Origin of the sequence: Streptomyces sp. CS113, from assembly GCF_002188365.1 — a bacterium.
GTDB lineage: Bacteria > Actinomycetota > Actinomycetes > Streptomycetales > Streptomycetaceae > Streptomyces > Streptomyces tendae.
The window spans coordinates 2,379,446-2,406,120 of sequence record NZ_KZ195574.1; the positions used below are offsets into that span (position 1 = coordinate 2,379,446).

At 72.4% G+C, this 26,675-nt stretch carries 31 protein-coding genes; 15 read left to right on the top strand and 16 right to left on the bottom strand.

Features of this window, described 5'->3' with window-relative positions; translation table 11 throughout:
- Positions 1-15 precede the first annotated feature (15 nt).
- The 3 genes from dapF to miaA form a co-directional block, all read right to left on the bottom strand.
- Positions 16-909, bottom strand: a complete 894-nt coding sequence (gene dapF, locus B9W62_RS10215) for a diaminopimelate epimerase (RefSeq protein ID WP_087806887.1) — start codon at positions 907-909, stop codon at positions 16-18.
- Positions 910-979: 70 nt separating this feature from the next.
- Positions 980-1,480, bottom strand: a complete 501-nt coding sequence (locus tag B9W62_RS10220; RefSeq protein WP_179235979.1) for a hypothetical protein — start codon at positions 1,478-1,480, stop codon at positions 980-982.
- 107 nt (positions 1,481-1,587) lie between these two features.
- Entirely contained in the window at positions 1,588-2,526 is a 939-nt protein-coding gene (gene miaA / locus B9W62_RS10225; RefSeq protein ID WP_087806889.1) for a tRNA (adenosine(37)-N6)-dimethylallyltransferase MiaA, read from the bottom strand.
- Between the two features lie 182 nt (positions 2,527-2,708).
- Between miaA and B9W62_RS10230 the strand changes: the two genes are divergently transcribed.
- Positions 2,709-3,002, top strand: a complete 294-nt coding sequence (locus B9W62_RS10230; RefSeq protein WP_087806890.1) for a hypothetical protein — start codon at positions 2,709-2,711, stop codon at positions 3,000-3,002.
- Positions 3,003-3,026: 24 nt separating this feature from the next.
- Positions 3,027-3,320 carry an antitoxin gene (locus tag B9W62_RS10235; RefSeq protein WP_087806891.1) on the top strand — a complete coding sequence of 98 codons (294 nt, stop codon included), beginning with the start codon at positions 3,027-3,029 and terminating at the stop codon, positions 3,318-3,320.
- Between the two features lie 35 nt (positions 3,321-3,355).
- Here B9W62_RS10235 and B9W62_RS10240 read toward each other — a convergent pair whose 3' ends face one another.
- The 4 genes from B9W62_RS10240 to B9W62_RS10255 form a co-directional block, all read right to left on the bottom strand.
- Positions 3,356-4,072, bottom strand: a complete 717-nt coding sequence (locus B9W62_RS10240) for a class III extradiol dioxygenase subunit B-like domain-containing protein (protein WP_087806892.1) — start codon at positions 4,070-4,072, stop codon at positions 3,356-3,358.
- A 49-nt stretch (positions 4,073-4,121) separates the two neighbouring features.
- Positions 4,122-5,639, bottom strand: coding sequence for a tRNA (N6-isopentenyl adenosine(37)-C2)-methylthiotransferase MiaB (miaB, locus tag B9W62_RS10245; protein WP_087806893.1), 1,518 nt, complete (start codon positions 5,637-5,639; stop codon positions 4,122-4,124).
- A 77-nt stretch (positions 5,640-5,716) separates the two neighbouring features.
- Positions 5,717-6,376, bottom strand: a complete 660-nt coding sequence (locus B9W62_RS10250; protein ID WP_059297894.1) for a response regulator — start codon at positions 6,374-6,376, stop codon at positions 5,717-5,719.
- The gene (locus tag B9W62_RS10255; protein ID WP_087806894.1) at positions 6,376-7,458 is read right to left on the bottom strand and encodes a HAMP domain-containing sensor histidine kinase; all 1,083 of its coding nucleotides are present in this window, start codon (positions 7,456-7,458) and stop codon (positions 6,376-6,378) included. Before B9W62_RS10255 ends, B9W62_RS10250 begins: the two co-directional genes overlap by 1 nt.
- A 114-nt stretch (positions 7,459-7,572) precedes the next feature.
- On the opposite strand from B9W62_RS10255, the gene B9W62_RS10260 reads away from it, so the two are divergent.
- From B9W62_RS10260 to B9W62_RS10270, 3 genes are all read left to right on the top strand, one after another.
- Complete coding sequence (locus B9W62_RS10260) at positions 7,573-8,058, top strand: cation:proton antiporter regulatory subunit (RefSeq protein ID WP_087806895.1); 486 nt, start codon at positions 7,573-7,575, stop codon at positions 8,056-8,058.
- A gap of 4 nt (positions 8,059-8,062) precedes the next feature.
- A complete protein-coding gene (locus B9W62_RS10265) occupies positions 8,063-9,295 on the top strand; it encodes a cation:proton antiporter (RefSeq protein WP_087806896.1) in 1,233 nt (410 codons plus the stop codon).
- Between the two features lie 130 nt (positions 9,296-9,425).
- Positions 9,426-10,421: a TAXI family TRAP transporter solute-binding subunit gene (locus tag B9W62_RS10270; RefSeq protein ID WP_087806897.1), complete on the top strand. Its 996-nt coding sequence runs from the start codon at positions 9,426-9,428 to the stop codon at positions 10,419-10,421.
- On the opposite strand, the gene B9W62_RS10275 is transcribed toward B9W62_RS10270, so the two are convergent.
- Together B9W62_RS10275 and B9W62_RS10280 are read right to left on the bottom strand one after the other, a co-directional pair.
- A complete protein-coding gene (locus B9W62_RS10275) occupies positions 10,411-11,850 on the bottom strand; it encodes a HAMP domain-containing sensor histidine kinase (protein ID WP_087806898.1) in 1,440 nt (479 codons plus the stop codon). The two genes, B9W62_RS10270 and B9W62_RS10275, sit on opposite strands and share 11 nt — an antisense overlap.
- Before the next feature lie 9 nt (positions 11,851-11,859).
- Complete coding sequence (locus tag B9W62_RS10280) at positions 11,860-12,546, bottom strand: response regulator transcription factor (RefSeq protein ID WP_052840170.1); 687 nt, start codon at positions 12,544-12,546, stop codon at positions 11,860-11,862.
- Positions 12,547-12,848: 302 nt separating this feature from the next.
- Between B9W62_RS10280 and B9W62_RS10285 the strand changes: the two genes are divergently transcribed.
- The 8 genes from B9W62_RS10285 to B9W62_RS10320 all read left to right on the top strand — a co-directional run bounded on the left by B9W62_RS10285 (position 12,849) and on the right by B9W62_RS10320 (position 19,332).
- Positions 12,849-13,625: an amino acid ABC transporter ATP-binding protein gene (locus tag B9W62_RS10285; protein ID WP_087806899.1), complete on the top strand. Its 777-nt coding sequence runs from the start codon at positions 12,849-12,851 to the stop codon at positions 13,623-13,625.
- Between the two features lie 125 nt (positions 13,626-13,750).
- Positions 13,751-14,590 carry a glutamate ABC transporter substrate-binding protein gene (locus B9W62_RS10290; protein ID WP_087806900.1) on the top strand — a complete coding sequence of 280 codons (840 nt, stop codon included), beginning with the start codon at positions 13,751-13,753 and terminating at the stop codon, positions 14,588-14,590.
- Positions 14,591-14,674: 84 nt separating this feature from the next.
- Positions 14,675-15,343, top strand: coding sequence for an amino acid ABC transporter permease (locus B9W62_RS10295; RefSeq protein WP_087806901.1), 669 nt, complete (start codon positions 14,675-14,677; stop codon positions 15,341-15,343).
- A complete protein-coding gene (locus B9W62_RS10300; RefSeq protein ID WP_087806902.1) occupies positions 15,340-16,227 on the top strand; it encodes an amino acid ABC transporter permease in 888 nt (295 codons plus the stop codon). Before B9W62_RS10295 ends, B9W62_RS10300 begins: the two co-directional genes overlap by 4 nt.
- A gap of 185 nt (positions 16,228-16,412) precedes the next feature.
- Entirely contained in the window at positions 16,413-18,035 is a 1,623-nt protein-coding gene (locus tag B9W62_RS10305) for an FAD-dependent monooxygenase (RefSeq protein ID WP_087806903.1), read from the top strand.
- Positions 18,036-18,216: 181 nt separating this feature from the next.
- Positions 18,217-18,288, top strand: coding sequence for a putative leader peptide (locus B9W62_RS41205; protein ID WP_309544753.1), 72 nt, complete (start codon positions 18,217-18,219; stop codon positions 18,286-18,288).
- An 82-nt stretch (positions 18,289-18,370) separates the two neighbouring features.
- Positions 18,371-18,928, top strand: coding sequence for a cupin domain-containing protein (locus B9W62_RS10315; RefSeq protein ID WP_087806905.1), 558 nt, complete (start codon positions 18,371-18,373; stop codon positions 18,926-18,928).
- Positions 18,925-19,332 (top strand): rhodanese-like domain-containing protein, encoded by a 408-nt coding sequence (locus B9W62_RS10320; protein ID WP_087806906.1) that lies wholly within the window; start codon positions 18,925-18,927, stop codon positions 19,330-19,332. The genes B9W62_RS10315 and B9W62_RS10320 overlap by 4 nt, the downstream gene beginning before the upstream one ends.
- 99 nt (positions 19,333-19,431) lie before the next feature.
- On the opposite strand, the gene recX is transcribed toward B9W62_RS10320, so the two are convergent.
- Both recX and recA read right to left on the bottom strand, forming a co-directional pair.
- Positions 19,432-20,214 (bottom strand): recombination regulator RecX, encoded by a 783-nt coding sequence (gene recX / locus B9W62_RS10325; RefSeq protein WP_179235417.1) that lies wholly within the window; start codon positions 20,212-20,214, stop codon positions 19,432-19,434.
- 3 nt (positions 20,215-20,217) lie between these two features.
- Entirely contained in the window at positions 20,218-21,342 is a 1,125-nt protein-coding gene (gene recA / locus B9W62_RS10330; protein WP_087806907.1) for a recombinase RecA, read from the bottom strand.
- Positions 21,343-21,630: 288 nt separating this feature from the next.
- Between recA and B9W62_RS10335 the strand changes: the two genes are divergently transcribed.
- Entirely contained in the window at positions 21,631-21,831 is a 201-nt protein-coding gene (locus tag B9W62_RS10335; protein ID WP_087806908.1) for a type II toxin-antitoxin system VapB family antitoxin, read from the top strand.
- Between the two features lie 20 nt (positions 21,832-21,851).
- Here the strand turns inward: B9W62_RS10335 and B9W62_RS10340 are convergent, their stop codons facing one another.
- Together B9W62_RS10340 and B9W62_RS10345 are read right to left on the bottom strand one after the other, a co-directional pair.
- Positions 21,852-23,093, bottom strand: a complete 1,242-nt coding sequence (locus tag B9W62_RS10340; protein ID WP_087811844.1) for an AI-2E family transporter — start codon at positions 23,091-23,093, stop codon at positions 21,852-21,854.
- A gap of 171 nt (positions 23,094-23,264) precedes the next feature.
- Positions 23,265-23,459 (bottom strand): DUF3046 domain-containing protein, encoded by a 195-nt coding sequence (locus tag B9W62_RS10345; RefSeq protein ID WP_007445009.1) that lies wholly within the window; start codon positions 23,457-23,459, stop codon positions 23,265-23,267.
- Positions 23,460-23,540: 81 nt separating this feature from the next.
- On the opposite strand from B9W62_RS10345, the gene B9W62_RS10350 reads away from it, so the two are divergent.
- Positions 23,541-24,602, top strand: coding sequence for a hypothetical protein (locus B9W62_RS10350; RefSeq protein WP_179235419.1), 1,062 nt, complete (start codon positions 23,541-23,543; stop codon positions 24,600-24,602).
- Positions 24,603-24,682: 80 nt separating this feature from the next.
- Here B9W62_RS10350 and B9W62_RS10355 read toward each other — a convergent pair whose 3' ends face one another.
- The 3 genes from B9W62_RS10355 to B9W62_RS10365 are packed head-to-tail and all read right to left on the bottom strand — an operon-like array spanning position 24,683 to position 26,624.
- Positions 24,683-24,991: an AzlD domain-containing protein gene (locus tag B9W62_RS10355; RefSeq protein ID WP_087806910.1), complete on the bottom strand. Its 309-nt coding sequence runs from the start codon at positions 24,989-24,991 to the stop codon at positions 24,683-24,685.
- A complete protein-coding gene (locus tag B9W62_RS10360; RefSeq protein ID WP_087806911.1) occupies positions 24,988-25,761 on the bottom strand; it encodes an AzlC family ABC transporter permease in 774 nt (257 codons plus the stop codon). The genes B9W62_RS10355 and B9W62_RS10360 overlap by 4 nt, the downstream gene beginning before the upstream one ends.
- Entirely contained in the window at positions 25,758-26,624 is an 867-nt protein-coding gene (locus tag B9W62_RS10365) for an AraC family transcriptional regulator (protein ID WP_087806912.1), read from the bottom strand. The genes B9W62_RS10360 and B9W62_RS10365 overlap by 4 nt, the downstream gene beginning before the upstream one ends.
- Positions 26,625-26,675: the final 51 nt, after the last annotated feature.

Consider the following 26,675-nt stretch of genomic DNA (forward strand, 5'->3'; position numbering starts at 1 on the left):
TCACCGGGTCCTCGTTCAGGCGCGTACCCCCTCCAGCCAGGCGGAGTCGAACTCGCCCTCCGCGACGATCACGGCGGGCCCGGTCATCTCGATCTCGCCGTCCGGCCGCTCGGTGATCACCAGGGTGCCGCCGGGTACGTCGACGGTGTACGTCGCCGGGGTGCCGGTGACCGCCGGGTCGGCGCCGTCCCGGCGGGCGGCGGCGACGGCGACGGCGCAGGCGCCGGTGCCGCAGGAGCGGGTCTCGCCGGAGCCGCGCTCGTGGACGCGCATCGCGACGTGGCCGGGGCCCCGGTCGACCACGAACTCGACGTTGACCCCGTCCGGATAGGCGCCGGCCGGCGCGTGGGACGGCGGGGCGTACAGGTCGCCGGCGTGGTCGAGGTCGGCGACGAAGGCGACCGCGTGCGGGTTGCCCATGTTCACGTTCCGCGCGGGCCAGCTGCGCCCGCCGACGCTCACCTCGACGTCTCCCTCGGGCAGCAGCGCGCGGCCCATGCCGACGGTGATGTCGCCCGCGGCCGGGCCGCCGTCGGAGGCCGCCTTGGCGAGGTGCACGCGCTTGACTCCCCCGCGCGTCGCGATGGCGAGGTCGCCCTCGGTGGCGTGCCCGGCGCGCTGGAGGTAGCGCGCGAAGACCCGCACGCCGTTGCCACACATCTCGGCGACCGAGCCGTCGCCGTTGCGGTAGTCCATGAACCACTCCGCCTCGGCGGCCATGTCCCGGGCCTCGGGGTGCGCCGCGGACCGCACCACGTGCAGCAGCCCGTCCCCGCCGAGGCCCGCGCGGCGGTCGCACAGGGCGGCGACGGCGGCGGGAGGCAGGTCGACGGCGTTCTCCGGGTCGGGAACGATCACGAAGTCGTTCTCGGTGCCGTGACCCTTGAGGAAGGCGATCCGCGTGCTCATTCCTCGATCGTACGGGGTGGGTGCGGCACGACGACGAGGGGCGGAGGACACCCCCGGGCGCAGGGCGCCGTCAGCTCCGCAGGCGGGCGACCCGCCACACGGCCAGGACGACGACCGCGGCGACCGCCAGGGCGTACAGGAGGATGGTCCGCCAGTCCGCACGGCGTCCGGACCCGCGCTGGGGCAGCCCCGGCCAGGTGTATCCGACCCGACGGGCGGCCATCATGCCCCAGCCGGCCGCGCAGGAGCAGATCAGCAGGCCCAGCATCGCGATCACCGCGCCGCTGTCGCCGAAGTCGAAGGCGAGCGGGAAGGCGAACATCAGGGAGCCGAGCGCGGCCAGGCACACGATGGGGGCGAGCTGCCAGATCCGCAGCCGGCGCTGGGGACGCAGCTCGACCTCGACCTCGTCCCCGTACATCTCGTCGGGCTCGGGGCCGTCGGCTGCGACGCCCTGCGGCGTCTCGTCGGGGCCGTCGGGGCTCAGGGCGCCGCCGTCGGGCTCCGGTCCGCCGGGGGCGGCGGTGCCGTGCTCGGTGCTCGGTGCGGTGTCGCGAGGGCCGGCCTCCATCGCCACGCGCCCTCCCAACTAGGACTCACTCGGTCGATCGAAGCTCGATGATGGCACGCCGCCGAAGGCCCGGATGACGGCCGGGGCGTCCCGATGCCATCACGTGATCAGGCTGTAACCGGTCGTTCGACCAACGACAGCGCGAGCCGCGGAAGTTCCGTGCGATCCGCCACACCCCCACTGAGCCAATGCACCCGCGGGTCGCGCCTGAACCACGCATCCTGACGGCGCGCGAAGCGCTTGGTGGCACGGACGGTCTCGGCGCGCGCCTCGTCGAGCGTGCACTCGCCGGCGAGCGCCGCGAGGACCTGCTGGTAGCCGAGCGCGCGCGACGCCGTACGCCCCTCGCGCAGCCCGTGCGCCTCCAGCGCCCGGACCTCGTCGACCAGACCGGCCTCCCACATCCGGTCGACGCGCAGGGCGATGCGCTCGTGCAGTTCGGGGCGCGCGACGTCGACGCCGATCTGCACGGTGTCGTAGACGGAGTCGTGACCGGGGAGGTTGGCGGTGAAGGGCCTGCCGGTGATCTCGATCACCTCGAGGGCACGCACGATCCGGCGCCCGTTGCTGGGCAGGATGGCCCGCGCCGCCTCCGGGTCGGCGGCGGCCAGGCGGGCGTGCAGCGCTCCCGAGCCGCTCAGTTCGAGCTCCTCCTCCAGGCGGGCCCGGACGTCGGGGTCGGTGCCGGGGAACTCCAGGTTGTCGACGGCCCCGCGGACGTAGAGGCCGGAACCGCCGACCAGGACCGGCCAGCGCCCTTCGCCGAGGAGCGCGTCGATCCGCTCCCGCGCGAGGCGCTGGTACTCGGCGACGGACGCGGTGACCGTGACGTCCCAGATGTCCAGCAGATGGTGTGGGACGCCACCGCGTTCCTCGGGCGTCAGCTTGGCGGTGCCGATGTCCATCCCACGGTAGAGCTGCATGGAGTCGGCGTTGACGACCTCGCCGCCGAGTCGTTCGGCCAGGAAGACGCCCAGATCGGACTTTCCGGCCGCGGTGGGTCCGACTACGGCGATGACGCGGGGGGCGGGGGGTGCGCTGCTCACCGCACCAGTCTCGCAAACCTCTCACCTCGCCCTCGAACGAGTTACGTGACGGTCCGCGTCCGGCGTCGTTGCCCGTTGCGAGGTTCCCGCTCCCCGGACCACCGGGTCATGGCCCCGGCCACGCAAACGGACGCACCGGATGCCGCGGGATTTCGCCCGCACGAGTAACGTATGGAGTTGATATGGGCGTTTTTGCACGGCTTTTTCGGAGGTCGAAGAACACCGAGGAGGCGTCGGGCGCGGAGACGCGGACCGAAACCCCGGACACCGGGCGCGCGGCGGAGGCCGAGGCCGCGGAGTCGGCGGACGCCGGTCCCCGGAACACGGCGGACGCCGGTTCCCGGAACACGGCGGAGGCCGACGAAGCCGGCGGGGCCGCCACCGAGGCCGGTGACTCGGACGGCGTCGGCATCCCCAAGCAGCAGTCCGCCGGGGAGGCCGTCGACAACGAGGCCGACAAGGGCGCCCGCACCTGACTGCCCCGTGAGGGAAGGCGAACCATGGGTCTCCTGGACAACTTGAAGGCCAGACTCGAACCGGCGAAGGGCAAGGTCTCCGACCTCGCGCAGCAGCACGGCGACAAGATCGACCGCGGTCTCGACAAGATGGCGCGGACCGTCGACGAGCGGACCAAGGGCAAGTACAGCGACCGCATCCAGACGGGCACGGGCAAGGCCAAGGGCGCCATGGACCGTCTCGCGCACAAGGACGACCAGGGCACCGGCCAAGGCGGCGACGCACCCGGTGGAACACCCGGCGGCACCCCTCCGCCCGGACCGCCCCCGGCGTCCTGATCCCGACCCGCGTACGTCTCGTGGCCGCCTGGCCGTTACGACCAGGCGGCCACGACGTACCCGACCCCGTACGGCGCGTCCTCGTACAGCAGCGCGCCCGCGAGGTCCGCACCCTCGGCCGCACCCGCGAGGACCTGCCAGGGCGCTCGTCCGGACACCTTCAGCTCACGGGCCAGTACGACGTCCAGCGCGGCGAGCGCGGCATGGTCCGCCGCGCCCAGGGCGCGTCCCACCTCCGCGTCGAAGGGCGCCGCCCGCTCGTCGAGGTAGCCGGGGGCCTTCAGCGTGCGGCACGCGCTGGCGTCGCCCAGCACCAGCAGAGCCGTCCGTCCGGCCCGCGCGGCGATGTCCCGGCCGAGGGCGGCGCAGCGCTCGGCGGACAGCGCGTCCCCCACACCGACGCCGTCGACGGGGACGTCGGTCCAGCCGTCGGTGCGCCCGAGCAGCCAGGCGCCCACGGCCGGCCCGTAGGGCAGCTGGGTCCCGTCCGCCTCACCGCTGCCCGCGCCCAGGTACACGTCCAGGTCCACGCCGAAGCCCCGGAAGGAGCCCCGCGCGCCCCGCGGGTAGACCTCGGGTCCGGCGGAGTCCGCGGGCCCGACCAGCACGAGCCGGTCGGGCCGGGAGGCGGCGAGCACCCCCAGCGCGTCCGTGCACGCGGCGCGTGCGGCGTCCAGCTCGGGTGCGGCGCCCGCGGCGACCTCCGGGACGAGGAGCGGCGGGCAGGGGCAGACGGCGGCGGCGACAAGCATGATCGGCAGGGTATCGCCGTGCCGTCGCCGGCCGCGGCACCCCCGGCGGTCAGTCGCAGCCGCAGCCGCTCACCACGGCCGGCTGGGGCTCGGGGACGCCGATCTTCGGCAGGCCCAGCAGCACACCGGCCGGCTTGGCCTGCTCGGCCGTGTTGCGCTTCTCCCAGGCGTCGCCCGCGCGCGTGCGGCGCACGTCGAGCACCGCGCCCTCGGCGAGGAGGTGGTGCGGGGCGGCGTAGGTGATCTCCACGGTCACCACGTCGCCGGGGCGGACCTCCTGGTCGGGCTTGGTGAAGTGGACCAGGCGGTTGTCGGGGGCGCGACCGGAGAGGCGGTGGGTGGTGCCGTCCTTGCGGCCCTCGCCCTCGGCGACCATGAGCTCCAGGGTGCGGCCGACCTGCTTCTTGTTCTCCTCCCAGGAGATCTCCTCCTGGAGGGCGACCAGGCGCTCGTAGCGCTCCTGGACGACCGCCTTGGGGATCTGGCCGTCCATCTCGGCGGCCGGGGTCCCGGGCCGCTTGGAGTACTGGAAGGTGAAGGCCTGCGCGAAGCGGGCCTCGCGCACCACGTGCAGGGTCTGCTGGAAGTCCTCCTCGGTCTCGCCGGGGAAGCCCACGATGATGTCGGTGGTGATCGCCGCGTGCGGGATGGCGGCCCGCACCTTCTCGATGATGCCGAGGTAGCGCTCCTGCCGGTAGGAGCGGCGCATCGCCTTCAGCACCGGGTCGGAGCCGGACTGGAGCGGCATGTGCAGCTGCGGCATCACGTTCGGCGTCTCGGCCATGGCGGCGATGACGTCGTCGGTGAAGTCGCGCGGGTGCGGCGAGGTGAAGCGGACGCGCTCCAGGCCCTCGATCTGCCCGCAGGCGCGCAGCAGCTTGCTGAACGCCTCGCGGTCGCCCATGTCCGAGCCGTAGGCGTTGACGTTCTGCCCGAGGAGAGTGATCTCGCTGACGCCCTCGGCGACCAGGGCCTCGACCTCGGCGAGGATGTCGCCGGGCCGGCGGTCCTTCTCCTTGCCGCGCAGCGCCGGGACGATGCAGAAGGTGCAGGTGTTGTTGCAGCCGACGGAGATGGAGACCCAGGCCGCGTACGCGCTCTCGCGCCGGGTGGGCAGCGTGGACGGGAACGCCTCCAGGGACTCGGCGATCTCGACCTGCGCCTCCTCCTGCACGCGGGCGCGCTCCAGCAGCACGGGGAGCTTGCCGATGTTGTGGGTGCCGAAGACGACGTCCACCCAGGGGGCCCGCTTCACGATGGTGTCGCGGTCCTTCTGCGCCAGGCAGCCGCCGACCGCGATCTGCATGCCGGGGCGGCTCGCCTTCTTCGGGGCGAGGTGGCCGAGGTTGCCGTACAGCTTGTTGTCGGCGTTCTCCCGCACGGCGCAGGTGTTGAAGACGACGACGTCGGCGTCGCCGTCGGCGCTCTCGGGGGCGCGGACGTAGCCCGCGTCCTCCAGCAGACCGGACAATCGCTCGGAGTCGTGGACGTTCATCTGGCACCCGTAGGTGCGTACTTCGTAGGTGCGCGTGCCGCCCGCTGACTGGCTCCGGTCGATGCTGCTCATGGCACTAAGGGTAGGCGGTCCGCGAGAGTGGCCGGAGCCGCCTGTGGACAACCGGGGGCCCGGCGGGCCGGGGCCGGTCAGGGCTCGATGAGCCCGGCCCGGATCGCGTACCGGGTGAGTTCCAGGCGGTCGCGCACGCCCAGCTTCTGGAGCAGGTTCGCGCGGTGGCGTTCGACGGTCTTGGCGCTGATGAAGAGCAGCTCGCCGATCTCCTTGGAGGTGTGGCCCTCGGCGACGAGCTTGAGGATCTCCTCCTCGCGCTCGGTGATCGGCCGCTCGGGCAGACCGCCACCGCCCTGCACGCGGTCCAGGTAGGAGCGGACGAGGGCCCGCTCGGCGCCCGGGTAGATGAAGGGCTCGTCGCGCACGGCGGCCCGGCACGCCTCGACCAGGTCGCGGTCGGCGACGGACTTGAGGACGTATCCGCAGGCGCCCGCCTTGAGGGCCTCGAAGAAGTACTGCTCGTTGTCGTACATGGTCAGGATCAGGATGCGCAGCTCGGGCAGGCGGCGGGAGAGTTCGCGGGCCGCCTGGAGGCCGGTCATGCGGGGCATGGCGACGTCCAGGACGGCCAGGTCGACCTCGGTGGCCCGCGCGGCCGCGACCGCTTCGGCACCGTCACCGGCCTCGGCGACCACCGTCAGGTCGGGTTCGCCGTCCAGGATGAGGCGGACCCCGCGGCGTACGAGGGTGTGGTCGTCGGCGAGCAGGACGCGGATCGGGGGCCGTGCGGACATCAGGGGCTGTCTCCGGTTCGGTCTGCGAGACGGTCCCCCGGCGGCGCGGGGACGCGCAGGCGTACGTCGGTGCCCCCGTCGGGGGCGGGCTGGAAGTGGATGTCGGCTCCTATCAGCAGGGCCCGCTCCCGCATCCCGCGGATGCCGGCGCCCTCGGCGGCCGTGCCGAGGCCGGTGCCGTTGTCGCGGACGAGCAGTTCGACACCGCCGCCCTCGGACGGCGGCAGCGGGCGCAGGGTGAGTGCCGCGCGGTCCGCGGCGGAGTGGCGGGCGGTGTTGGTCAGCCCCTCCTGGGCGACCCGGTAGAGGACGAGTTCGGCCTCCGGGGCGAGCGGGGGCAGATCGCCGGGGATCTGGTGCTGGACGCTCAGTCCGTGGTGCGTGAACTCGGCGGCGAGCGAGCGCAGGGCGCTGGCCAGGCCGAGTTCCTCCAGGACGCCGGGGCGCAGCCGGCGGGCGATGCGCCGGATCTCGTCGAGCCCGGCCCGGGTGGCCTCCTGCGCCAGGGTGACCTCCTCGCGCAGTTCCCCGGGGACCCGGTCCGCGACGCGCTTGAGCTGGAGGAGGACGGCGGTGAGGGTCTGGCCCACCTCGTCGTGGAGTTCGCGCGCGATGCGGTGGCGTTCGCGTTCCTGGGCCTGTAGCGCCCGGCCCGCGCCGGCGGCACGTTCGGCCTGGAGCCGGTCCAGCATCGTGTTGTACGTCGCGATCAGCTGCGCCGCCTCGGCCGGTCCGGAGACCTCGGGCCGGGTCCCGGGCACCAGCAGGTCGGCGGTGGACATGGCCCGCCCCAGCCGGTGCAGCGGGGTGAGCCCGATGCGCAGGACGACCGCGTTGCCGGCCAGCAGCGCCGCGAGGCCCACCAGCAGGACGAGGGCCTCCCCGGCCAGCACGGGGGTCGACACGGTGACCGGTCCCAGCAGCAGTGCGGTGGCGACGACCAGGCCGGCGGCGTTGAGCGAGAAGATCCGCCAGAACAGCGACACGTTCCTCTTCCCGCTCCTCCCGGCCTGCTCGCACGACGCCCCCGCACGCAGCTTCGCCGACCGCGACCGGTTGCGTATATCCGTCACGACACCCATATCGCCACCGTACGTGCGGATGGCAGCATGGCGAGGTCGCGAGCACGTCATCCACGTGCGGAAAGCGCAGCAAGAGCCGCGGCAGGCCACGCAGGACGAATGAGGGGAAAGCACGTGTCAGCTCCACGCCTGAGGGCGACGCCGCTCCCGGGTATCGGGGTCCAGTACGACCTGGTGACCCGCGAGCACCGCCACCTGTCGGTGGTGGCCCACCGCGACGGTGCCCGCACGGTGAACGTGTACCGGTCCGACGACCCCGATTCCTGCGCCCACTCGCTGCGGATGACGGGGCCCGAGGCGGGCGCGCTGATCGACGCGCTGAAGCCCTCCCACCACAGCGCGAGCCTGCTCTACACCACCGATCTGGGGCTGGTCGCCGAGCGGGTCGAGGTGGCCGCCACCTCGCGCTGGAACGGACGGCTGCTGGGCGACACCCGGATGCGGACGGACACGGGTGCCTCGATCGTGGCGGTGCTCCGGCGGGCCGAGGCGATTCCCTCGCCGGCGCCGGACTTCCGGCTCGTGGGTGGTGACACCTTGATCGTCATCGGCACCCGTGAGGGCGTCGACGCCGCCGCGGCGATACTCGGGCAGGAGTGAGCCGGTGCACTCCGCGGTTCTGCTGATCGAGTTCGGTTCCATCATCCTGGGGCTCGGGCTGCTCGGCCGGTTCGCCGGCCGGTACCGCCTCTCCCCCATCCCGCTGTACCTGCTGGCCGGTCTGGCCTTCGGCGAGGGCGGTCTGCTCCCGCTCGGCGCGAGCGAGGAGTTCGTCGCGACCGGCGCCGAGATCGGTGTCATCCTCCTGCTGCTCATGCTGGGCCTGGAGTACACGGCCAGCGACCTGGTCACCAACCTCAAGTCCCACTATCCGGCCGGTCTCGTCGACTGCGCGCTCAACGCCGTGCCGGGCGCGGTGGCCGCGCTGCTGATGGGCTGGGGACCGGTGGCCGCCGTGGTCCTGGCCGGCGTGACGTGGATCTCGTCGTCCGGTGTGATCGCGAAGGTCCTCGGCGACCTGGGCCGGGTCGGCAACCGCGAGACGCCGGTGATCCTGAGCGTGCTGGTCCTGGAGGACCTGGCGATGGCGGTGTACCTGCCGATCGTCACGGCCCTGGTCGCCGGTGCCGGTCTGATGACCGGGAGCATCACTCTGGCGGTCGCGCTGGCCGCGGCGGGTCTGGTGCTGTTCGTGGCGGTGCGCTACGGCCGCCTCATCTCCCGTTTCGTCTCCAGCGACGACCCGGAGAAGCTGCTCTTGGTGGTGCTCGGCCTGACGATCCTCGTCGCCGGTGTCGCGCAGCAACTCCAGGTCTCGGCCGCGGTGGGCGCCTTCCTGGTGGGCATCGCGCTTTCCGGGGAGGTCGCGGAGGGCGCGCACACGCTGCTGAGCCCGCTGCGGGACCTGTTCGCGGCGGTCTTCTTCGTCTTCTTCGGGCTGCACACCGACCCGGCCAGCATTCCGCCGGTCCTGCTGCCCGCGCTGGCGCTGGCGCTGCTGACCGCCGTGACGAAGATCGCCACCGGGTACTGGGCGGCGCGGCGGGCCGGGATCTCCGTCAAGGGCCGCTGGCGGACGGGCGGCGCGCTGGTGGCGCGCGGCGAGTTCTCCATCGTCATCGCGGGCCTCGCGGTGTCGGCGGGCATCGAGCCGTCCCTGGGTCCGCTGGCCACGGCCTACGTCCTCATCCTGGTCGTCCTCGGCCCGCTCACCGCGCGCTTCACCGAACCGCTGGCGATGCGTCTCTTCCGGCGCGGCGGCAACCCCGACCGTCCCGCCGGCCCCGCCGAGGCGGCGCCCCGGGCGGCGGGGGCGGAGGCGTCGGTCGGGGACTGATCCCGGTCCCGGCCGCGGCGGTGTGGTGCCCGGTGCCCGGTGCCGTGTGGTGCCCGGTACCCGGTGCCGTGGTGCCCCCGTGTGAGCCCGGCCCTGGTCAGTGCGGGTGCCTGCTGGCAGGATCGCCCCCATGTCCACGCTGCTCTCCCGTATCGGCAGGCGCCGGGCCGCCCAGGGCGCGGTCGCCGGTGCCGTCGTGCTCGGGCTGCTGCTGTGGTGGCTGCTGCCGCTGGGCGAGAAGCCGCCGAGCGGGACGATCACGTTCAGTACGGGCACCCGCGCTGGCGTCTACCAGAAGTACGGCGAGCTGCTGCGCACCGAGCTGCGCAAGGACATGCCGGACCTGGACGTGCGCCTGATGACCAGCGCCGGCTCGCAGGAGAACGTCGAGCGGGTGGCGTCCGGGGAGGCCGACTTCACCATCGCCGCGGCCGACGCGGTCGAGACGTACAAACTGGCCGGCAACCGCGGTGCCGAGGAGCTGCGCGGGGTCACCCGGCTCTACGACGACTACGTGCAGCTCGTCGTGCCGAGCGACTCGGACATCCAGTCGGTGACCGACCTGCGGGGCAAGCGGGTGGCCATCGGGCTGCCGAACTCGGGGGTCAGGCTGATCGCCACCCGGCTGCTCAAGGCCGTGGGCATCGACCCCGAGACGGACATCACACCCCGGGCGGACGGGATCGACACCGGCCCCGGCCGCCTCGGCGACGAGCTGGACGCGTTCTTCTGGTCGGGCGGGGTGCCGACGGACGGCCTCAAGGAGATAGCGGAGAGCTCCGCGTTCCGGTTCGTGCCGATCGGCGCCGACCTGGTCACCAGACTGCACGCGTCGGGCGGCGCGACCCGCTACTACCGCACCACCAACATGCCGGAGTCGGCCTACCCCACGGTCCAGAACGGCGCGGTGGTGCCGACGATGGCGGTGTCCAACCTGCTGGTGACCCGCGCGGACGTCGATCCGCGGCTCACCGAGTGGCTGACCCGGACCGTGCTCGACAGCCGCGACGGCATCGGGGCGCACGTGCACTCCGCGCAGCTGGTGGACCTGCGCACCGCGATCTACACCGACCCGCTGGAGCTGCACGAGGGCGCCCGGCGCTACTACCGGTCGGTCAAGCCCTAGGGACGCGGCTGCCGGGCTCGGTGGGTGCCGTGCCGGTCCTGGGCACCGTGACCGTGACCTCCAGCCCGTGCGGATCGTGGGGGCCGAAGGAGATCGTGCCGTCGCCCGCCGCGAGCAGGGCCCGGCAGATCGACAGGCCGAGGCCGGAGCCGTTGATGTTCTGGTGGCGGCCACTGCGCCAGAAACGGTCGCCCACGCGCGTGAGCTCCTCGTCGGTGAGTCCGGGACCGTTGTCGGTGACGACGACGGTGGCGGCGTCCCCGGTGGAGGCCACCGCGACCCGTACGGTCTCCTCGCGCGGCGTGAACTTCACCGCGTTGTCGATGACCGCGTCCAGGGCGCTGGACAGCGTCACCGGGTCGGCCCAGCCCGTCGTCGGCGGGCAGTCGCCGATCAGCCGTACGCCCTTGGCCTCGGCCGTCGGCGCCCAGGCGGCCACCCGCTCGGCGGTCAGCGCGCCGATGTCGGTGACCTTGAGGTCGGCCTGGCTGTGCTCGGCGAGTGCCAGGTCGAGGAGGTCGTCCAGGACCCGGGCCAGGCGTTTGCCCTCGGTCTGGACGGAGGCGATCTCCTCGTTGCCCTCGGGCAGTTCCAGGGCGAGCAGCTCGATGCGCAGCAGGAGCGCGGCGAGCGGGTTGCGCAGCTGGTGCGAGGCGTCGGCGACGAAGGCGCGCTGCTGTTCCAGCACGTCCTCCACGTGGTCGGCCATCTCGTTGAACGACCCGGCCAGGCGTCTGAGTTCCGGCGGTCCCCCGGACGGCGCGACCCGGGACTTGAGCCGCCCGGTGGCGATGTCGTGGGTGGTGGCGTCGAGCACCCGCACCGGCTTGAGCACCCAGCCGGTCAGCCGCAGTGCCGCCCCGACGGCGAGCAGCATCGCGGCGAACTCCCCGGCGCCGATGACCAGCCAGCCGCGCAGGGTGCTCGACCGCATCGAGTCGGTCGGCGACTCGGTGACCACGACCGCGACCACGTCGCCGTCCCGGATGACCGGGGAGGCCACCACGAGCCTGCCGTCCTGCCACGGCCAGACCTGCTCGGGGTCGTGGCTGCGGCGGCTGAGCAGCGCCTCGTCGAAGGAGTCGCGGACCTCGCCGGTCTGCGGCAGGAACCAGGTGGTGGGCGCGTTGGCCATCGGGATGTGGTTGCGGTAGAAGACTCCCGCCTTGATGCCGTAGACCTCGTAGTAGCTGATCAGCTCGGTTTGCAGGGTGTCCAGGCGCTCGTCCGTGTCGGTTCGGCGCGAGCCGGCCGTCCCGTCCTCGGTGACGAACTGGGCGAGTGCGGCGAAGCGCGCCGTGTCGTCTATGCGGTCGATGACGACCTTCTGCTGCTCCGCGCGGGCGACGCTGACGCCGAGGGGCACGCCGAGCGCGAGCAGTACGGCCGCCATCAGGACGATGAGCAGCGGGAGCAGGCGTGTGCTCACCCGGCCCCGCTAGGCGGTGGGCGCGACGAGGCGGTAGCCGACGCCGCGGACGGTCTCGATCAGCGCGGGCATGTGCAGCTTGGAGCGCAGGGAGGCGACGTGCACCTCCAGCGTGCGCCCGGTCCCCTCCCAGCTGGTGCGCCAGACCTCGCTGATGATCTGCTCGCGGCGGAAGACCACTCCGGGCCGCTGGGCGAGCAGGGCGAGCAGATCGAACTCCTTGCGCGTGAGTTGGACAACCGAACCGTCCACGCTCACCTGGCGTGTCGGCAGCTCGATACGGACCGCCCCGAGACGGACCACGGTCTCGGTGCTCCCGGTGGCCTCCTCGTGCACGGTGCGCCGACTGACGGCGTGGATCCGGGCGAGGAGCTCCCCGGTGTCGTACGGCTTGACCACGTAGTCGTCGGCGCCGAGGTTGAGGCCGTGGATGCGGGAGCGCACGTCGGAGCGCGCGGTGACCATGATGACCGGGGTGCTGGTGCGCTTGCGGATCTTGCCGCAGACCTCGTAGCCGTCCTGGTCGGGCAGGCCCAGGTCGAGCAGGACGACGCCGAAGCCGTCGACCTCGGGGACCAGTGCCTGGAGTGCCTCCTCGCCGCTGCGCGCGTGGGTGACGTCGAAGCCGTGCCGTGCCAGGATCGCGGACAGGGCGGCGGCCACGTGGTTGTCGTCCTCGACGAGCAGCAGTCTCATCCGGGCTCCCTTCGGTTCATCGGCCGTACGCTCGGGGCGGGTAGAAATCGGGGCGTGCTGACGGACGGGCACGCGCGCGTGCGTCCTGTGCAGTGACGCCGATGGAGGGGGACGGCGTCAAGAGGTCTCCGGTCGCGGCTGCTCGAAGTTATCCGGCCGATATGCGCCCAGCTCACAAGTGCTACGACTCGTGTCCGATTGCTATCGGATCGTGATGCTCAGATCTCGCTCAGATGTAGAGACGTGACGTGGCCCGGGTCACTACTGTCCTGCGAAACCCAGGAGGACGGAGCCCGAGAGCGATGACCGAAGTATCGGTGGCCAAGGAAGACAAGGCTGCGACCGGCGAACTGGTCGTCCTGAAGAGTGTCAACAAGCACTTCGGCGCGTTGCACGTGCTCCAGGACATCGACCTGACGATTGAGCGCGGCGAGGTCGTCGTGGTCATCGGACCCTCCGGGTCCGGCAAGTCCACCCTGTGCCGCACCATCAACCGTCTGGAGACCATCGACGACGGTTCGATCACCATCGACGGCAAGCCGCTGCCCGCCGAGGGCAAGGAGCTGGCCAGGCTGCGGGCCGACGTCGGCATGGTCTTCCAGTCGTTCAACCTCTTCGCGCACAAGACGGTGCTGGAGAACGTGACGCTGGGCCAGGTCAAGGTCCGCAAGGTCGAGGCCAAGAAGGCCGAGGAGAAGGCCCGCGCCCTGCTCGACCGGGTCGGCGTCGGGGCCCAGGCGGACAAGTACCCCGCACAGCTCTCCGGTGGTCAGCAGCAGCGCGTCGCCATCGCGCGGGCGCTGGCCATGGACCCCAAGGTCATGCTCTTCGACGAGCCGACGTCGGCCCTCGACCCAGAGATGATCAACGAGGTCCTCGAGGTCATGAAGCAGCTCGCCGAGGACGGGATGACCATGATCGTGGTCACGCACGAGATGGGCTTCGCCCGCTCGGCGGCCAACCGGGTCGTGTTCATGGCGGACGGCCGCATCGTCGAAGAGGCCACGCCGGACCAGTTCTTCAGCAATCCGCGCAGCGACCGTGCCAAGGACTTCCTGTCGAAGATCCTGCACCACTGAGACTTCGGAGCGGCTCCGGCGCCCCACGCCGACCGCACCGGCGGCCCGCTCCCGACGGCCGCACCTGATCGCCTGATCCTCTGATCGTCCGATCGCAGCTCGATCACAGCCAAAGGATGTCCACCATGAAGCTTCGCAAGGTCTCCGCCGCCTCGGCCGCCGTGCTCGCCCTCGCCCTGACCGCCACCGCGTGCGGCGGCGACGACAAGGACAGCGGCTCCTCCGGCGGTGGTGACGGCAAGAAGATCACCATCGGTATCAAGTTCGACCAGCCCGGCCTCGGCCAGAAGACCCCGGACGGCTACGCGGGCTTCGACGTGGACGTCGCCACGTACGTCGCCAAGAAGCTCGGCTACACCGAGGACCAGATCGAGTGGAAGGAGTCGAAGAGCGCCGACCGCGAGACCATGCTTCAGCGCGGTGACGTCGACTTCATCGCCGCCACGTACTCGATCACCCCCGAGCGTTCGGAGAAGGTCGACTTCGCCGGCCCCTACCTGCTGGCCCACCAGGACGTGCTGCTCCGCGCCGACGACGACAAGATCAAGTCGCCGGAGGACCTGAACAACGCGAAGCTCTGCTCCGTCACCGGTTCGACCTCGGCCCAGAACATCAAGAAGAAGCTGGCCCCCAAGGCCCAGCTCCAGCCGTACCCGACGTACTCGGCTTGCCTGCCGGGTCTGCAGAACGGCGCCGTCGACGCGCTGACCACGGACGACTCGATCCTCGCCGGTTACGCCTCCCAGGCGCAGTTCAAGGGCAAGTTCAAGCTCGGCGGCTTCAAGCTGACGAACGAGAACTACGGGATCGGTGTCAAGAAGGGCAGCGACCTCAAGAACAAGATCAACGACGCGCTCGAGGCCATGGTCGCCGACGGTGCCTGGGACAAGGCCGTCAAGGACAACTTCGGCCCGGCCAACTACAAGAACGAGCCGGCGCCGAAGATCGGCGACATCAAGAGCTGAGGCCGGGCCCGACCCGGTGCGCCGCCCTACGGCAGGGGCGGCGCACCGGGCCGGGCGTCCCTACACGCGGAAGCGCGGGAGATCGTGTTCGACTTTCTCGACAAGTACGACCTGTTGGGAGCCTTCTGGACGACGGTGCAGCTCGCTGTGCTCTCGGCCGTCGGCTCCCTGATCTGGGGCACCATACTGGCCGCCATGCGGGTCGGCCCGGTGCCGTTGATGCGCGGTTTCGGAACCGCGTACGTGAACATCGTCCGGAACATCCCGCTGACGGTGATCATCCTGTTCGCGTCGCTGGGACTGAGCCAGACGCTGGGGGTCACCCTCGGCGGAGGGAATGACTTCGAGACGATCAACTTCCGGCTCGCCGTCCTGGGCCTGATCCTCTACACGTCGTCGTTCGTGTGCGAGGCGCTGCGCTCCGGCATCAACACGGTGCCCGTCGGCCAGGCGGAGGCGGCCCGGGCGCTCGGTCTGAGCTTCGGCCAGGTGCTCCGGCTGGTGGTGCTGCCGCAGGCGTTCCGCTCGTCCGTCGTCCCGCTGGCGAACGTGCTGATCGCGCTGATCAAGAACACCACGGTCGCCGCCGCCATCGGTGTGGCGGAGACGGCGCTCCTGATGAAGGAGATGATCGAGAACGAGGCCCAGCTGCTGCTCATCTCCGCGGTCATCGCGCTCATGTTCGTGGTGTTGACGCTGCCGACCGGCCTGATCCTCGGCTGGGTGGGCAAGAAGGTGGCGGTGAAGCGATGAGCTCGGTCCTCTACGACGCCCAGGGCCCCCGGGCCAAGCGTCGCAACGTCCTCTTGACGGTCGTCTTCCTGGTCGCCTTCGCCGCCCTGCTGTGGTGGGTGTTCGGCACCCTCAACGACAAGGGCCAGCTGGAGTGGGCCCTGTGGAAGCCGTTCTTCACCGGCACCGAGGCGTGGTCGACGTACATCTGGCCGGGTCTGCAGAACACCCTGAAGGCCGCGGTGCTCGCGGTGGTCATCGCCCTGCCGCTCGGCGCGGTACTGGGCATCGCCCGGCTCTCCGACCACAAGTGGGTCCGGGTACCGGCCGCAATCGTGGTCGAGTTCTTCCGGTCCATCCCCGTGCTGGTCCTGATGATCTTCGGTCTCGCGCTGTTCGCGGAGTACACGAACGTCAGCTCGGACGACCGCCCGCTGTACGCCGTCGTCACCGGCCTGGTGCTCTACAACGCCTCGGTCCTCGCCGAGATCGTCCGGTCCGGCATCCTCGCCCTGCCCAAGGGCCAGGCCGAGGGCGCGATGGCGATCGGGCTGCGCAAGGGTCAGGTCATGCGCCTGATCCTGCTCCCGCAGGCGGTCACGGCGATGCTGCCGGCCATCGTCAGCCAGCTCGTCGTGATCCTCAAGGACACCGCGCTCGGCGGCGCGATCCTCACGTTCCCCGAGCTGCTCGCCTCGGCCAACACCATGAGCGGCTACTACGGCGCCAACGTGATCGCCAGCTACACCGTGGTGGCCGTGATCTACATCGCGCTCAACTTCGCCCTCACCAGCTTCGCGAGCTGGCTGGAGCGCCGGCTGCGGCGGGCGAAGAAGTCGACCGGTGCGGTACTGAGTGCGGACGACGTGGAGACCGCCGACGCCGGAACGGTCGGCAAGATCTAGCACTTCTGACCCTCGGTCATCTCGTATGACCATCGACGGAGGCCGTGGCATGATCGCCACGGCCTCCGTCGCTTGACGCAAGCAGCGGCAATAGGTTGCATACGTTCTGTGACCGTGCACCCTGCTCCAATGTCCTGTTCACCCACGTCCCCCGGGACACCGCCACGGGCAGGGGGCGCCGCACCGTGGACCCGGTGATCGTCACCGGAGCGGGGCCCGTCGGGCTCACGCTCGCCCTGGCGCTGGCGCGGCAGGAGGTGCCCTGTGTCGTCCTCGACGAGGGGCCGGGCAAGGACGAGCCCCGCCCCGCGCGCACCGTCGTCCTGCGCGAGGAGGCCGTCGCGCTCGTCGAGCGGCTGACCGGCACACCGCTGACGGGGCTGGGTTCGCGTTGGGCCGGATGGCGGTCGATGCGGCGCAAGCAGGTGACACGCGAAGTCGTGTTCGGCGACGCGGAACCGGCGCCCCTGCACATCGCCCAGCACGAGCTGACCGGGGTCCTGCGCACGGCGCTCCACCGCGAGCGGCTCGTCAGGATCGCCGTGGACAGCCGGCTGGACGGCATCGAGCAGGAGAGGTCCGGCGTCACCGCCCACACCCGCGGCCCGGCCGGCACCTGGTGGCGGGGCAGTTACCTGGTCGGCTGCGACGGCCCCCGCTCCACCGTCCGCAAGCTCCAGGACATCCGCTTCCCCGGCCGTACGGCGGTGGAACGATACGCCGTCGCCGCGCTGCGCACCGAACTGCCCTGGACCGACGAGGCGCTGCTGCACCGCCTGCCGCCGTGGCGGACGACCGGGCCGTCGGCCGGTGAGGTGGTCGGCCGCCCGCTGCCGGACGGCGTGTGGCGCCTGGACTGGCTGCTGCCGCCCGGCAAGGACCTGGTCACGCCCGAACTCCTGGTGAACCGGATCCGCGAGACCCTCGCGGGATGGGCCGACGGTCCGACACCGGCGTACGAACTGCTCGACACCGGCGTCCACACCGTCCACCACCGCCTCGCCCGCCGCTGGCGGGTGGGCCGCGTGCTGCTGGCCGGGGACGCGGCGCACCTGCTGGGCGCGCTGGGCACGCAGGGCCTGGAGGAGGGGCTGCTCGACGCCGACAACCTCGCCTGGAAACTGGCCCTGGCCTGGCACCACGGGCCGCGCGAGGCACTGCTCGACAGCTACCAGGAGGAGCGGCGGGCGGCGATCTCCGCCCGGCTGCGCGCCGCCGACCAGGTGCTGCCCCTGCTGCGCGGCGGCGGCGGACTGCGCTCCTACGTCCCCGGCGCCGCCCGCGGCAACGACGCGCTGCTGACGGACGGTCACCTCGGGCGCGGGACCCTGGGCGCGCCGGGGACGTACGCCGACTCGCCCCTCGCGCCCGAGAACCTGGCCGGCGAGGTGTCCGTGGGCACACCGCCCGGGACGCCCGTCACCGATGTGCGGGTCACGGCGGAGGACGGCACCTTCGTACGGCTGCGCGACCGGCTGGGGCGCGGGGCGCTGCTGGTGGTGCTGATCGCGCCGGGTACCGGGGTGTGGGACCGCAAGCACTGGGTGACGGCCGGGATCATGCCCCGGCTGGCGGCGGCGGTGACGGCGCTGCCGCACCGCGCCGAGTTGCTGGTCACCGAGAGCTATCCCGGTGCCGCGGCGCACACGGTGCTGCTGGTGCGGCCCGACGGCCACCTGGTCACGGCGCTGAACGGGGTGCGACCCGCCGACCTCTACGCGGCCGCGGAGAGCGCGCTGGGCGGGGCGACGACCGAGTCGGCAACCGGGGCCGAGGAGGGGGCGGGGGCGACGGCCGGGTCGCGTTGAGGGAGAGCGGGTCGCACGGAGGGCGGCCGTCGCGTCGAGGGCGAGCGGTCGCGTGGAGGGTGCAGGTCGCGAGTTGAGGGTGCGGGTCGCGACGAGGGCGTGCGGGCACTGTCCGTATGGTGACGCTGAGTTGACCGGTCCGCACCCGCGTGGTCTACTCCGGATCGTGACCGACACCTGTGTGCGCCTGTGGCGGAGGGTCCATATGGACCTCGTCCGCTATGCGGGCTGCGTGTGTCGTCCGTCCTGCTGAATTCGCCTTCCCCCTTCTTCGCGCGCGCCGCCGCCCGGACGTGCCGTCGCGCGCTCCCTCGCGAACTCCCAGGACGGTACCCGTGTCCCTCCCCACCCCTTCTCCTGCCTTGGCCTCCGCCTCCGCTGCCGCAGCTGCTTCCGCGGCCGCCCCGACGCAGGCCGAACTCCTCGACTTCGTACGACGTGCCGCGGCCGACGCCGCACTGATCGCCTCCCTGCCCCTCGATCCCGAGGGCCGTACCTGGGTGCGGCTGGCCGGGCCGGGCGACAGCGAGGCCTGGCTGATCGGCTGGCCGCCCGGCACGGGCACCGGCTGGCACGACCACGCCGACTCCGTGGGCGCCTTCGTCACGGCCGCGGGCGAGCTCAGGGAGAACGCGCTCGCCGCCCGCCTGCCCACCGACGGCTGGAAGACCCTCGAACTCGACGACGGTGTGGACCGGGAACGCCGGCTGACCGTCGGCAGGGGACGCGCCTTCGGCCGGCACCACGTGCACGAGGTCCTCAACGAGTCGGCCGACCGCCACGCGGTGTCCGTGCACGCCTACTACCCGCCCCTGCCGCAGATCCGCCGCTACAGCCGCAGCGGACAGACCCTGCGCCTGGAGCAGGTCGAGCGCCCGCAGGACTGGCAGTGAGCGGGCCCCGGCCGACCGGCATCGACGCCCTGCTGGAGCGGGTACGCGCCGGTTACCGGCGGATCGCGCCGCAGGAGGCCTACGACGCCGCCGAGGCGGGCACGGCGTTGCTGGTCGACATCCGGTACGCCGCGCTGCGTGAGCGGGACGGTGTGATTCCGGGCGCCCTGGTGGTCGAGCGCAACGAGTTGGAGTGGCGACTGGATCCGCAGGGCAGCCACCGCCTCCCGGAGGCGACGGATCACGACGTGCGGGTGGTCGTGGTGTGCGACGAGGGCTACGCATCGAGTCTGGCGGCGGAGTCCCTGCACCGGCTGGGCCTGCACCGGGCCACCGATCTGGTCGGCGGCTTCCAGGCCTGGCGCGCGGCGGGCCTGCCGGTGGCCACCGCCCGGTCTCGGTAGTCGGCGGGGCGGTACGGGTGCCGGGCCCGGGTCCGCGTTCGGATCGGAGTGGGCCCGTGCCTGCCCACCGCCCCCGGGCAGCCCCAGCCGGACACCGGCTCAGAACCCCTCGTCGCCGAGGTGTTCCGTGTCCTCGCCCTCCTCCTCCAGCGCCTGGCGGACCACCCGCAGGGCCATGCCCTCGGGGTAGCCCTTGCGGGCCAGCATGCCCGCGAGGCGGCGCAGCCTCTTGTCGCGGTCGAGGCCCCGGGTGGCGCGCAGCTTGCGGGCGACCAGGTCGCGCGCGGTCTCCTCCTCCTGCTCGGTGTCCAGTTGGGACACCGCCGTGTCGATGACCGTGGCGTCGACCCCCTTGGTGCGCAGCTCTCTCGCGAGGGCGCGCCGGGCCAGCCCGCGGCCGTGGTGCCGGGACTCCACCCAGGCCTGGGCGAAGGCGCCGTCGTTGATCAGGCCGACCTCCTCGAACCTGGACAGCACCTCTTCCGCGGCCTCGTCCGGGATCTCCCGCTTGCGCAGCGCGTCGGCCAGCTGCCTGCGGGTGCGCGGGGTCCCGGTGAGCAGGCGCAGGCAGATCGCCCGTGCCTGCTCGACCGGGTCCCGCGGAGGCTCCCCCTTCTCGGCCCTCGACGAGGAAGTGGCACCTCCGTCCTCCGCGGACGCCTCCGCACGGTCGCGCCTCCGGCGCCCGCGCCCGCCGCCCGCTCCGCGGCCCCGTCCGCCGCCGTGGCGCGCCCCGCCGTCACCGTGGCGCGCCGCGCCGTCCTCGGGGGGCCCCACGGCGGAGGGGTCCGTCTCGTACGGGGCCGCAGCCGCCCCGTACGCGTCGTCGCCCGGTCCGGCGGAGCCGCTCGTGTACTCGGCCCAGTCGGTTCGTCGGGTCACGGGTCAGCTCTTGGCTGCCGCGGCCTTGGACTTGGTGGCCTTGGCGGTCGTGGGTGCGGGCACCGCCGGTGCGGCGTCGGCCGTGGCGGCGGAGGCGGCGTCCGCGCCGGGCTCGGTGGCCGGCTCCTCGGGGCGCACGCCGACGCCCAGCTTCTCCTTGATCTTCTTCTCGATCTCGTTGGCCAGGTCGGGGTTGTCCTTCAGGAAGTTGCGCGCGTTCTCCTTGCCCTGGCCGAGCTGGTCGCCCTCGTACGTGTACCAGGCGCCGGCCTTGCGGACGAAGCCGTGCTCCACGCCCATGTCGATCAGGCCGCCCTCGCGGCTGATGCCCTGGCCGTAGAGGATGTCGAACTCGGCCTGCTTGAAGGGCGGCGCGACCTTGTTCTTGACCACCTTGACGCGGGTGCGGTTGCCGACCGCGTCGGTGCCGTCCTTCAGCGTCTCGATGCGGCGGATGTCGATGCGCACGGAGGCGTAGAACTTCAGCGCCCGGCCACCGGTCGTGGTCTCCGGGGAGCCGAACATCACGCCGATCTTCTCGCGGAGCTGGTTGATGAAGATCGCGGTGGTCTTGGACTGGTTGAGCGCGCTGGTGATCTTCCGCAGGGCCTGGCTCATCAGCCGGGCCTGAAGACCGACGTGGCTGTCGCCCATCTCGCCCTCGATCTCCGCGCGCGGGACGAGCGCGGCGACGGAGTCGATGACGATGAGGTCGAGGGCGCCGGAGCGGACCAGCATGTCCACGATCTCCAGGGCCTGCTCGCCGTTGTCCGGCTGGGAGAGGATCAGGTTGTCGATGTCGACGCCGAGCTTCTTGGCGTACTCGGGGTCGAGGGCGTGCTCGGCGTCCACGAACGCGACCTGGCCGCCGGCCTTCTGGGCGTTCGCCACGGCGTGCAGGGTCAGGGTCGTCTTGCCGGAGGACTCGGGGCCGTAGACCTCCACGACACGGCCGCGCGGGAGGCCGCCGACGCCGAGGGCCACGTCGAGCGCGGTCGACCCGGTCGGGATGACCTCGATGGGCTCGTTCGGCCGCTCGCCCATGCGCATGACCGCGCCCTTGCCGAACTGCCGTTCAATCTGTGCGAGCGCGGCGTCCAGGGCCTTCTCGCGGTCGGTTCCTGCCATGGGTTCCACCCGGTTTGCTTGATTCGATCGCTTCACGTCAAAGACGCTAATGCCTGCCACTGACAATGGGCCCCGATGCGGGTCCGGCCTGTGGATAACTCGGGTGCATCTCCACCCGAACCCACTCGAATCACCCGCCACGAGCCCCGCCGGAGCTTCCATAAGAATGGATGTTCGATTTTCGTGTCAAGCGCACCACGCGGCACTTCCGAGCGTACGTCCCCGGGCCGGCGAGCCAGGTGGTTGGATGCGGGGGCGACGCCGGGAGCGGGGACGAGAGGGGACACCGTGGCCAAGGTCAACATCAGTCTCGACGCCGAACTGGTGGTGGAAGTGATGGTGCTGGCCGGTGTCGGCTCGCCCCAGGACGCCGTCGAGGCGGTGGTGCGGGACTACATCGCCCGCGGACACCGCACGGAGACCCGCACCGAGTTCAAGGACCGCAGCCTGCGGGAGACCGACGCGAGGCCGCAGGAGCCGCAGGGCTGACCCCGCACCTCGGCGGTCCCTCAGGAGGAGCCGCCGCCCCCGGTGTCCCCGGCGCCCCCTGTGCCCTCCGGCCCCGGGCGTCCCTGCTTCGGGCCTTCCTGCTCCGGACCTTCCTGCTCCGGGCGTTCCTGCTCCGGGCGTTCCTGCTCCGGGCGCCGCATCCACAGTTTGCGCAGACGCGTGGACGTTCCGGACACCGCCCGGCGGTACCGGCGCCCGTGGACGCGCGGGTCGTCCGTGACGTCGTAGCGCTTGACGTACGCCCCGAGGAACGCTTGCAGCGTGGCGACCGCCGGAATGGCGATCAGCGCGCCGACGGCGCCGAGCAGGGCGGTGCCCGCGATGACGGAGCCGAAGGCGACCGCGGGGTGGATGTCCACGGTCTTGGACGTCAGCTTGGGCTGCAACACGTAGTTCTCGAACTGCTGGTAGATCACCACGAAGATCAGCACCCACAGCGCGTACCAGGGGTTCACCGTGAACGCGATCAGCATGGGCAGGGCGCCCGCGAGGTAGGTGCCGATGGTCGGGATGAACTGCGACACCAGGCCCACCCACACGGCGAGCGCGGGCGCGTAGGGGACCTCGAGGATCTCCAGCAGGATGTAGTGCGCCACGCCGGAGATCAGCGCCATCAGTCCGCGTGAGTACAGGTAGCCGCCGGTCTTGTCCACGGCGATCTCCCACGCGCGCAGGACCTCGGCCTGGCGGGCGGGCGGCAGGACGGAGCAGAGTCCGCGCCGCAGCCGGGGGCCGTCGGCCGCGAAGTAGAACGAGAACAGCAGGATCGTCAGCAGCTGGAACAGGCCGCCCAGGACCTGGGCCGACACGTCCAGGACGCCCGTCGCGCTGTTCTGCACGTAGTTGCGCAGCCAGTCGGAGCGGAGCAGGCCCTCCTGGATGTCGACCCGCCGCAGTTCGGTGTGGAAGTGGCCGTTGACCCAGTTGATGACGGAGTCGAGGTACTCCGGGAAGTCCTCGACCATCTTGACGATCTGCCCGGCGAGCATGGAGCCGAGCAGCGTGACGAACCCGGCGGCGGCGATCAGCACGGCGAGGAAGACGAGGAAGGTGGCGAACCCCCGGCGCATGCCGCGCCCGGCCATCCAGCTCACCGCGGGTTCGATGGCCAGGGCCAGGAAGAACGCGATGAGGACGTTGATCAGCAGCCCGGTGAGCTGGTGGAAGGCCCAGCTGCCCAGCTGGAAGGCGGCGATGAGCGCGAGGGCCAGCACCATGGCGCGCGGCAGCCAGCGCGGCATGCGGGCGCCCGGCCCGGCGACAGCGCCGTCGGCCGGTGGGCCGGTGGGCGGCGTGGTGCCGGCCGGGGAAGTGTGCCGGGTGGTCTGCCCGGTCTCGTCAGTGGAGGCCACGGAGCAAGTCTCGCCCACGCCACCGGCTCAGGAACCCCGTCCGGCGATCTTCGTGGACCGTCACCGCTGTTCCCGCGGAACGTTCATGACGGTGCACACCACCCGCCACACGTCCTTGGCGTCCCAGCCGGCGTCCAGCGCCTCGTGCACCGTACGCCCGCCCAGCTCCGCCATCACGTGATCGCGCGCGAAGGTGTCGGCGTACCCCGGACCGAAGTGATCCGTCATCCGCTCCCAGAAGACCGTCAACCGCATGCCCCCAGTATCCCGCCCCTGAGAGTGGGCCCTGAGCCGGGACCACCTGCCGGAACCGCTTCTCGGCCTACGGTCTGTCCCATGGCCGAAACCGGAGCGTCCCCACTCCCCGCGATCCCCCCGCCCGCGACCGTCCGCACCCCGGGCAACCCGGGCAACCCGGGCACTCCGGGCAGCCCCGGCACCCCGGGCACCCCCGGCACCCCGGACTCGCGTTCACCGCTCGCGCGCGCGGAGCACTTCGTCTGGCTCACCGCGCGCGTACTGGAGCAGCGGCTGTTCGCCCACCACTTCCGCGGTGGGGACCCCGACCCGGTGGAGACCGCGCTGGAGGCCTACCGCAACGAGGACGGCGGGTACGGGCACGCGTTGGAGCCCGATCTGCGCGGGCCGGTCAGCCAGCCGCTGCACACCGCGTGTGCCCTGCGCGTCCTGGACGCCGTCGGCCGGTGCGGCGGGCAGCGGGCCGAGCGCGTCTGCCGCTACCTGACCTCCGTGTCCACGCCCGACGGTGCCCTGCCGGTGACCCGTGCGAGCCGGAGCGGGTATCCGGCCGCGCCCTACGTGCCGGTCGTGGCCGACCCTCCCGGTGAGCTGCTGGTCACCGGGCCGGTGGTGGGCCTGCTGCACCGCAACGAGGTCTGGCACGCCTGGCTGTTCCGGGCCACGGACTTCTGCTGGCAGGCGGCCGAGTCGCTGGTGTCCCCGCACCCGTACGAGGTGGAGGCCGCGGTGGCCTTCCTGGACGCCGCTCCGGACCGTCCCCGTGCGCAGGCCGCGGCCGACCGGCTGGGGCGCCTGGTGCGCGAACAGGGTCTGGCCGTGCTGGACCCGGACGGTCCCGACGCGGGTGCAGTCCCTCCCGGCCAGGCCCCGAGCGGCCACCCCCTCCCGCACGACTGCGGGAGGGATCCGCTCTTCCCGCACGACTACGCGAGGGATCCGCGTTCGCTCGCGCGCGCGTGGTTCACGGACGACGAGATGGCCCGCTCCCTCGACCTCCTCGCGGCCGGTCAGGAGGGAGACGGCGGCTGGCCGGTGCGCCGCCACCGGTGGGCGCCCGTCCCGGCGCTCGAGACCCGGGGCCGGGTGACACTCGACGCCCTGTGCACCCTGAGGGCGTACGGCCGTCCCCTCGGCTGACCGGGCCGTCGACCGGGGGCGACAGGGGGCCGACCGGCCCGCCGGTGGACCGGGCCAGCCGGTGCCCGCCCGGCGGCGGTTCAGCCGCCCATGGCCCGTACGCCCGCGGTGACCACCACGGCCGCCGCGACGACGAGCAGGAACGGCGCGCGCAGCAGCAGTGCGACGGCGGCCGCGGCGACTCCGGCGGCCCGCGCGTCCAGCACGAGGTCCTGGCCGTCCGCGAAGGTCTGCTGGGCGGTGAGCGCCGCGAGGAGGGCGACGGGCAGCAGCGCGGCGAGCCGCCGGACCAGGGGTCGTTCCAGGGCGCCCGCGGGGACCAGCAGCCCGAGGAGCTTGACCGCGTAGCAGCCCACCGCGGTCACGCCGATCGCGATCCACACGCTCATCGCCCGTCCTCCCCCTCGGCGGCCCCACGGACCGCACCGTCGTCCTCGGCACCGGCCGCGCGGCGTCCGCGCGCCCACAGGACGAGCGGCGCCGCCAGCGCGGCCACCAGGACGGGTACGCCCGCGGGCAGCACGGGCAGCAGACCGAGCCCCAGCAGGACGGCCAGGGCGGCGACCGCGCGCTCGGTGGTGTCCTTCAGCATCGGCGCGAGCAGCGCGAGGAAGACCGCCGGACCGGCCGCGTCGAGCCCCCAGGCGTCGGTGTCCCCGATGGCCTCCGCGCCCAGCGCGCCGAGCAGGGTGGTGAGGTTCCACAGGACGTACAGGGTGAGTCCGGTGACGGTGAACCCGATCCGGACGGCGCGCCGCGTGGGCTGGGCGAGAGCCACGGCCGTCGTCTCGTCGATGACCCACTGTGCGGCGAACGGCCGCACCGCGCGCGGGAGGGCGAGCAACTGCGACAGGCGCAGCCCGTAGAAGGCGTTGCGCACGCCCAGGAAGAACGCCCCCGCCGCCGCGGTGAGCGGGTTGCCGCCGGCCGCGAGGGCGCCGACGAGCGCGAACTGGGACGCCCCGGTGAACACCAGGAGGCTCAGGGCGCAGGTCTGGGCCAGGGTGAGTCCGCTGCCGGCCGAGGTCACCCCGAAGGCGAACCCGGACAGTCCGACGGCGACTCCGACCCCGAGGGCGTCCCGTACGACGGCGGCGTCCGGCTTGGCGCCGGCGCCTCCGGTGTCGGGGGCGTCGGGAAGGGCTGTCTGTTCTGTCACGCCTCGAACGGTAGGAGCAGCGCTCGCGGCGCGTCTTGTACGTTCTTGCGCTCCCGCTGGTAGGCACCGGGCGGCACGCCGACGATCCGCGCGAAGTGCCGGTTCAGGTGCGGCTGGTCGGTGAACCCGACGGCGACGGCGGCCTCGGCCGGGGAGGTCCCGGTGTCCAGGAGCCGCCGCGCCCGACGCACCCGGGCGTCCGTCAGCCAGGTGTGGGGCGGCATCCCGTAGGCGTCCCGGAAGGCCCGCAGCAGCGCGAACGGGCTGCTCCCCAGCTCCCCGGCGAGCCGTTCCAGGCTCGGCGGGTCGGCCATCCGCTCCTCCAGCACGGCACGCGCGCGTGCCGCCGTCCTGGCCCCGGCCGTACGCACCCGGCGCCGGGGCAGCGGACCGCCGTTCAACCGCAGGAGCCTGGTCACGGCCACGCGCAGCAGGGTGTCGGCGGCGAGCGCGTTGCCGTCGTCGGCGGCCCGCAGCACGCGGTGCACCAGCTCGACGGTGTACGGGTCGTCGAGCACCGGCCGGACGAATCCCGGCGTCCCGCGCAGCGTCGTCGTCTCCGCCGCGATCCCGGCCACCAGCTCGGGCGCCGGGTAGACGGCCCCGTACCGCCATCCCTCCGGCACCCCGGCCCGCCCCGTGTGCGGGGTGTCCGGGTTGACCAGGGCGAGCGAGCCGGCCCCGGCGTACTGATCGCTTCCGCCGTGGTGGAAGACCTCCACGCCGTCGGCGATGGCGGCGATGACGAAGTGCTCGTGCGTGTGGCGCACGAAGGTCTTCCGTATGTACTGGGCGCGGAGCAGGTCGACGTCGGGCAGTTCCGCGTACCGCCAGTGCCGCGCCCGCTCGCCCGATCCCGCCATGGCCCCATTCTCCGTCACCTGCGGCCGGCCCCGGCGGGCGGCCCGCAGGGC